General features: G+C 70.9%; 4 protein-coding genes. 2 read left to right on the top strand and 2 right to left on the bottom strand.

Annotated features, from left to right (window positions below):
* Positions 1–1026, top strand: a 1026-nt coding sequence (locus tag ACF8O7_RS17955; protein WP_392443948.1) for a choice-of-anchor U domain-containing protein, incomplete at its 5' end; no start/stop codon positions are given.
* 321 nt (positions 1027–1347) lie between these two features.
* On the top strand, positions 1348–3966 hold the full coding sequence (locus ACF8O7_RS17950) for a sulfite reductase flavoprotein subunit alpha (RefSeq protein WP_275824395.1): 2619 nt from the start codon (positions 1348–1350) through the stop codon (positions 3964–3966).
* Positions 3967–4123: 157 nt separating this feature from the next.
* On the opposite strand, the gene ACF8O7_RS17945 is transcribed toward ACF8O7_RS17950, so the two are convergent.
* Together ACF8O7_RS17945 and ACF8O7_RS17940 are read right to left on the bottom strand one after the other, a co-directional pair.
* A complete protein-coding gene (locus ACF8O7_RS17945) occupies positions 4124–5284 on the bottom strand; it encodes a peroxidase-related enzyme (protein WP_016454492.1) in 1161 nt (386 codons plus the stop codon).
* A gap of 7 nt (positions 5285–5291) precedes the next feature.
* Positions 5292–6773 (bottom strand): SidA/IucD/PvdA family monooxygenase, encoded by a 1482-nt coding sequence (locus ACF8O7_RS17940; RefSeq protein ID WP_126313134.1) that lies wholly within the window; start codon positions 6771–6773, stop codon positions 5292–5294.
* Positions 6774–6838: the final 65 nt, after the last annotated feature.

Genomic DNA, 6838 nt, shown 5'->3' with positions numbered 1-6838 from the left:
CCGTTTGCGGGCAATGGCACGGCGATCCTGTCTTGCACGGTGAGCTTCACCACGCCGGTGGCGGCCGGTGGCAGCACCAGCTTCAACCTGCCGGCTGTTCCGACGGCTGTGGGTTCGAGCACGAACACGGCCTCCTACGATCCGTCGGGCGGCATCAGCCCGGTCAATCCGACGGCAGGTTGCACTGTGAACTGTGCATCGACACCAGCAACGCCGGTCACTCCCAGCACGCAGGTGCCGGTGGCTCCGACGCTGACGGTTTCGCCGACCACGGTGGGAGGTTATCCGCAGATATCCGGCACCGGCACGCCGGGCTACACGATCACGGTGAAGGATGGCTCGACGACGCTGTGTACGGCAATCGTCGCGGCCGATCAGACGTGGAGCTGCACGCCAGGCGGCGGCTTGCCGACGCCGGGTCTGCACACGATCAGCGCGACCCAGACCAATCCTGGCAATGGCAACACCGGACCTGCCACAACGACTTCGCTCAACGTGCTCGGAACGACCTTCACGGGCCCGACAGCCACCGGGGCAGGCAATGCCACGGCGACCTTGAGCGGTGGTGGCGCGGGCTGCGGGTTCGATGTGTCGCAGTCGTCCTTCGTCGCGGCTGCGGCGGGTGCGCCGGGCCAGTTGAGCTTCCCGTACGGCAATGTGCACTTCGTGGCCCGGGGCTGTACGGCCAGCAGCTCGATCACGGTCAGCGTCACCTGGCCGGGGCCGGTGACCGGCATGGCGTACTGGAAGTTCGGTCCAGCGTCCGCAGGGGCGGCCGACTCCTGGTATCAGCCTGCGGGTGCGGTGGTGTCGGGCAATACGACCTCGGTGGTGGTCACCGATGGCGGCCAGGGTGATGACGATCGCGCAGCCAATGGCGTGATCGTGGATCCCAGCGGTCCGGCGCGTGTGGGGGCGGCACCGGGTGCCCGGCCGATCCCTGCCCTCGAACCGCGCATGCTCGCCATGGCCATGCTGCTGATGCTGGCTGCAGGCCTGTGGAATCTGCGCCGTAGACGCGGTTGACACACGGTTGAAGAGGCGCTGAACCATCGCCTGCCGAACCTGTTTCGGCAGGCGATTTCCATTGGGTAGAGGCGCTGCATCCCGGCGGCTCAAGCCTGCACGAAACCCCAGGCCGCCTTGCGGGCCTATCGCGCGTGCAACACGCCGTAAATGAGAACAATTTAGAATTTCGCGCTGATGGGTGCCTTGCATCCCTGGGTCCCGGCCGACGCACAGGCGCCTGGCCCCTTCATTCCTGCACGCCTGCCTTCCATGCACCGTTCTGTCCTGATGTTCCGTTGCGCACCGTGATGGACCGCTGAACGCCGCCGCCTGCTCCCCATGACTTTCAAGAAAATCTGGTTCCAGTTGCACTGGTTCGTCGGCATTACGGCCGGCATGGTGCTCATCGTCATCGGGCTGTCGGGCGCGGTGTTCTCGTTCCATGAGGAGATCCTGGGCTGGCTGAATCCCGGCACTGTCTCCGTGCCTGCGCGCGATGACCCACCGCTGGGGCCGCCGCAGATTGCGCAGGCGCTGCGCGAGGCCGGCGAGCAGCGCGTGGTCCAGCGCATTACCGTCTTTGCCGAGCCCGGCCGCTCGGCCCAGGTGGCCTTTAAGCCACCGGCCGGCCAGCGCCGGGGCCAGACGGTCTTTGTCGATCCCTACACGGGCGCGCAGCTGCCCGAGCAACACGGCACGGAGTTCTTCGAATGGGTGGAGCGCCTGCATCGCTGGCTGCTGCTGCCGCGCGATGACGGCAAGCCGATCACGGGCACCCTGGCCGGCCTGTTGCTGATGCTGTCGCTGTCGGGCCTGTACCTGCGCTGGCCGCGCCGGCCGCTGTCCTGGCGCACCTGGCTGACCTTCGACCCGGCGCTCAAGGGCCGCTCCTTTCTCTGGGGCCTGCACTCGGTGGCGGGCACCTGGGCCCTGGTGGCCTATGTGGTGTTCACCTGCACCGGCATGTACTGGGCCTTTGGCGTGGTGCGCAGCACGGTGGATGGCTGGGCCGGCGTGCCGCCGCGCGTGGCCGCTCCCGCGGCGCCGTCCTCGAAACCCGGTGGCGGCCGGCCTGAGCCGGCTGGCGCGCAGCAGCCCATCGACATCGCGCCTGGCTGGGCCGCCTTCGAGCGCATCGCCCATGGCTGGCAGTTCGCCCAGCTGCGCCTGCCCGAGCGCGCGGGCCAGCCCCTGCAGATCAGCTGGCTGGATGCCGAAGCCTCCCATGAGCGCGCGCGCAACCAGATGGCCCTGCTGCCCGACGGCGCCGTGCAGCGCGACGAGCGCTATGCCGACCTGCCCACGGGCCGCCGCGCCGTGGGTGCCATCTACCCGCTGCACATGGGCACCTATTTCGGCATGCCGGGGCGCATCTTCATGACGCTGGCCTCGCTGATCATGCCCCTGTTCGCCATCACGGGCTGGATGCTCTACCTGGACCGCCGGCGCAAGGCGCGCGCCCTGGCCAAGGAGCGCCAGGCGCTGATGGCGGACCCGCCACCGTCCGCGCCTGCAGGCCAGGACACCGTGCTGGTCGCCTTCGCCAGCCAGGCCGGCCGCGCCGAGCGCCTGGCCGTGGCCACCGTGGCCGTGCTGCGGGGGGCGGGCATGGCGGCCAGCCTGCAATCCGTGGCGGCGCTGGATGCCGAGCAACTGCGCCACCATCGGCGCGTGCTCTTCGTGGCCAGCACCTTTGGCGAAGGCGACCCGCCCGATGCCGCGCGCCGCTTTGCCCGCCTGCTGGGCGCGGCCTCGGGCTCGGCCCTGCCGCACCTGCAATACGGCCTGCTGGCGTTGGGCGATCGGCAGTACGCGGCCTTCTGCGGCTTTGGCCATGCACTGGACCACCAGCTGCGCCGCCTGGGCGCACAGCCCGTGTTTCCGCTGATCGAGATGGATGGCGAGGACGCCCAGGCCTGGCATGCCTGGCAGCAGGCGCTGGCAGGGCATTTTGGCGCTGTGCTGCCCGTGTGCGATGCCCTGCCTGCGTCTTCGGCGGAACCGCTTGCCGATGCCACGGCCTTTGCCGCATGGCAGCTGCAGGCGCGCAGCCTGTGCAACGCGGGCAGCCAGGGCGCAGGGCTTTATGTGCTGGACTTGGCACCGCCCGAAGGCGTGGCCCCGCTGTGGCGGGCTGGTGCGCTGGCCGAGGTGCTGCCACGCCATGGCGCAGCCACCGTGCAGGCCTGGCTGGCCGCCCAGGAATGTGACGGCTCGGCCCCCGTGCAATGGCGCCAGCAGACCTGCACGCTGGCCGAGGCGCTGGCCGCCAGCGTACTGCCGGCCCCGGGCGACATCGCCCCCGGCACCGCGCCCCAGGCCGTGGCCGATGCGCTGCGGCCCCTGCTGCCGCGCAGCTACTCGGTCGCCTCGCTGCCGCAGGACGGCCATGTGCGGCTGCTGGTGCGCCAGGCCCGCCATGACGGCGGCCTGGGCGTGGCGTCGGGCTGGTTGACGGCACATGCGGCCCGGGGCACCTCCGTGGCCATGAGACTGGTGGAAAACCGCGCCTTCGAGCCGCGTGAAGAGGTAGATGCCGAGCCCGATGCGCCGGCCATCTTCATCGGCAACGGCTCCGGCTATGCCGGCCTGCGCGGCCACCTGCTGGCGCGCATGCACGCAGGCCGCCACCGCAACTGGCTGCTGTTCGGCGAACGCCAGCGGGCCCATGACGGGTACTGCGAGGCCGAGGTCTCCGGCTGGCTGGCCGCAGGCAAGCTGCAGCGCGCCGACTTCATCTACTCCCGCGACCAGGCCCGGCGCCGCTACGTGCAGGACGCCCTGCGCGAAGCCGCCGACCCCCTGCGCGACTGGATCGCCGATGGCGCCGTGCTCTACGTCTGCGGCAGCGCCGACGGCATGGCCGCAGGCGTCGATGCCGCGCTGGCCGACATCCTGGGCGCTACCGCCGTCGAAGACCTGATCGTCGAAGGCCGTTACCGCAGGGATGTGTACTGAGGTGAAGCGCCGCGTCTCAAGGCACAGCGCATAAAAACCGGCGCGGCCCAAGTCAGGGACACCGAGGAAGGGCCTACGCCGGCCGCGCCGCCCCGCACCGAGGGTGTCGTCCCCCTCCCCGCGAAGCGGGTAGAGAGGGGGAAGGCGCGTAAGCGCCTCAGGGGGTGATGTACTTCTCCTTCCCGAGATTGAGCATCAACCGGTTCGCCCAGCCGAACAGCGCGGCCGAATGCAGCATGTCCAGGATTTCCTGGTCGGTGAGGCCGGCATCGCGCAGCGGCTGCAGCTGGGCTGCGCCAAAGCTGCCCGGTGCGCGCGTCAGGGCCAGCGAGGACTGGATGATGGCGCGTTCGCGCGCATTGGTGCCGGCCGTGTCGGGGTCGTCGAACATCTGTGCCATGACATCGTTGCGCTTGGCCAGTTGCTCGAAACGCTGGGCGTGGACCGATGCGCAGTACACGCAGCCGTTGGAGCGCGACACGGCCGTGGCCGCCACCTCGCGCTCGGCGCGCGACAGGCCGCCGGGCGCGTACATGATGGCGTTGAAGGCCTGCGAGCGCTCCGACAGCACGCGCGGCTGGCGGGCCAGCAGCAGGTAGAAGTCCGACGTGCGCGCCTTGGGGTGGCTCAGGTCCAGCACGGCCTGCTGCTCGGCCGTGGCCGTGGCGGGGTCGAGCACGGGCAGCCAGGACGTCCAGTCCAGCGTTTCGCTGGTGTAGCCGTTGCGGCGCAGCGGCTCGCCCGGTGGCGGCAGGTTGGCGGGGTGCACGAAGGGTGCGGCGGCGGCTTCGGCAGCCGGCGTGCTGGCCTGGCCGCCCAGCGCGACCATGGCCTGCACGCCCGCGAACAGGCGCAACTGGTAGGCGATGAAACCCACCAGCTGGGCCACCAGTACGGTGTCGTCGATGGACAGGCCGGACTCGGGCATGGCCAGCAGGGCCGCGCGGTCGCTCTCGGCCGGGTGCAGGGCCAGGGTGCGCACAAAGTGCAGGGCCGCATCCAGGCGGGCGTTGCCGGTCTGGGCGCCGGGCTGGGCCAGCACGGTGCGCAGCGCGGGCGTCAGGGCGTCGCCCAGGGACTCGGCACGCTGGCGGTATTCATCGGCCAGGGCCTGGACGCCGCTGACGCGGCATTGCTCGCTGGCCAGCACCAGACGCTCGGCGCGCGACAGGCTGTCGGCCAGGCCGTCGCCCAGCAGCAGGTCCTCGCAGGCCTGGGTGGCGATGGCCACCTTGTCGCGCTGGCGGCGCGTGGCGAAAACAGGGGACTGGTCGGTCAGGCCGGCCAGGCGGTCGATGGTGTCGTTGGCGGTGGTCATGGGTATCTCAGGTCTTGTCTGCCAGGGCCCGCACGCGGGCTTCGGGGTCGGCGGGCGTCCATTCGCTGCCGTCGAGCTCGGGCTCGGAATAGGACTGCAGCTGGGCGTAGTGGTGTTCCAGGTCCTCGCGGTAGAACAGCGAGGCCAGGCCCTGGGCCAGCTTGCGCGCGCCGTCGCTGATGGCGGGGATATCGCCCGACACCGTGCCGTGCGACAGCGCGGCCGGATAGCAAAAGCAGTGCACATGGTCCAGGCCGGGCAGGGCGCCGGGCGTCTTTTCCTGGAACTCGAACAGCGGGCCCAGGTCGGGCGAGTCCGACAGTTCCTGGTCCTCGGCACCCGCCTCGGGCACGAAGCGGTCGCTCCAGATGCGCACATGGGGCGCCAGGTCGGCGAACTCGGGGCGCTGGCGCCAGTCGATGGCAAAGCCGGTGGAGACGATCAGGAAGTCCAGCACGAACACGCCGCGCGGCGTGTCCACGCGCAGCCGGTCTCCGTCCTGCTCCACCTTCTGCACGGCGCAGCCCAGGTTGAAGTGGGCGTTGGCGTGGCGCGAGACGCGCAGCGTGCTGCCGTGCGGCGGTGGCACCTGCTGCACGTTGATGTAGTGGCGTATGCGCCATTTCCAGGCGTCGGGCAGCAGGAACTGGCCGTGCGTGAGGCCGGGCGTGCCCGAGCCCTTGGATTTGTTGATGCGCGGCAGGTCGCTGCGGCGCACCAGCAGGTCCACGCTGGCGGCGCCGTTCTCCAGCGCGGTGGCCGCGCTGTCCATGGCCGACGAGCCCGCGCCCACCACGCCCACGTGCAGGCCGGCCAGGCGGCCGTAGTCGAGCACGTCGGAGGAGTGTGCCCAGCGGCTGCGGTCCACGCCCTGCATGAAGGCGGGGATCTGCGGGCCGCCCAGGCCGTCGCGGCCCGTGGCCAGCACCACGCGGCGCGCCAGCCAGGTGCGCGAGGCGCCATCGGCCGTCACATCGACCTCGACCGTGCCGTCGGCCTGCGGGCGGATGGCCGTGACCTGGTGGCCGTTGCGCACGTCGCAGCGCATCACGCGGCGGTACCAGCGCAGGTAGTCCATCCACTGCAGGCGCGGGATCTTGTCCAGCGCGGCCCAGGCTTCGCGGCCCCATTGGGCGATGAACCAGGCGCGGAAGGTCAGCGAGGGCAGGCCCAGCGCGGGGCCGGTCAGCTCCTTGGGCGAGCGCAGGGTTTCCATGCGCGCCGTCGTGGCCCAGGGGCCTTCGAAGTCCAGCGGGGCCTTGTCCAGCAAAACGGCCGCGATGCCCAGCTGGGACAGCGCGGCCGACAGGGCCAGGCCGGCCTGGCCGGCGCCGATGACCAGGACATCGTGCACGGGCTGGCCGTCGCGGGTGGAGGGAGGGATCCAGGCCTTGGCAGGCCAGCCCAGGGCGACGAGGTCGTCGCGCAGGCGTTCTTCAAGGGCAGCCAGGCCCGCAGGGGCCGGGGCAGCCGGTTCGGTCAGGGACATAGACTCACCAGGAACTCACGAGGAAAGGCGCGCCAGCGGTGCAGGGCCTGCGGGCGCGCGCGGCA

It is taken from the genome of Delftia sp. WSY_16 (genome assembly GCF_043104415.1).
Taxonomy (GTDB): domain Bacteria; phylum Pseudomonadota; class Gammaproteobacteria; order Burkholderiales; family Burkholderiaceae_C; genus Comamonas; species Comamonas tsuruhatensis.
Note: the sequence above shows the minus strand (reverse complement) of the source record. Positions and strands in the feature narration are given on the sequence as shown.

Coding starts and splice junctions, on each gene's coding strand:
- ACF8O7_RS17940 (WP_126313134.1), bottom strand. CDS start 6,773: ATGTCCCTGACCGAACCGGCTGCCCCGGCCCCTGCGGGCCTGGCTGCC.
- ACF8O7_RS17950 (WP_275824395.1), top strand. CDS start 1,348: ATGACTTTCAAGAAAATCTGGTTCCAGTTGCACTGGTTCGTCGGCATT.
- ACF8O7_RS17945 (WP_016454492.1), bottom strand. CDS start 5,284: ATGACCACCGCCAACGACACCATCGACCGCCTGGCCGGCCTGACCGAC.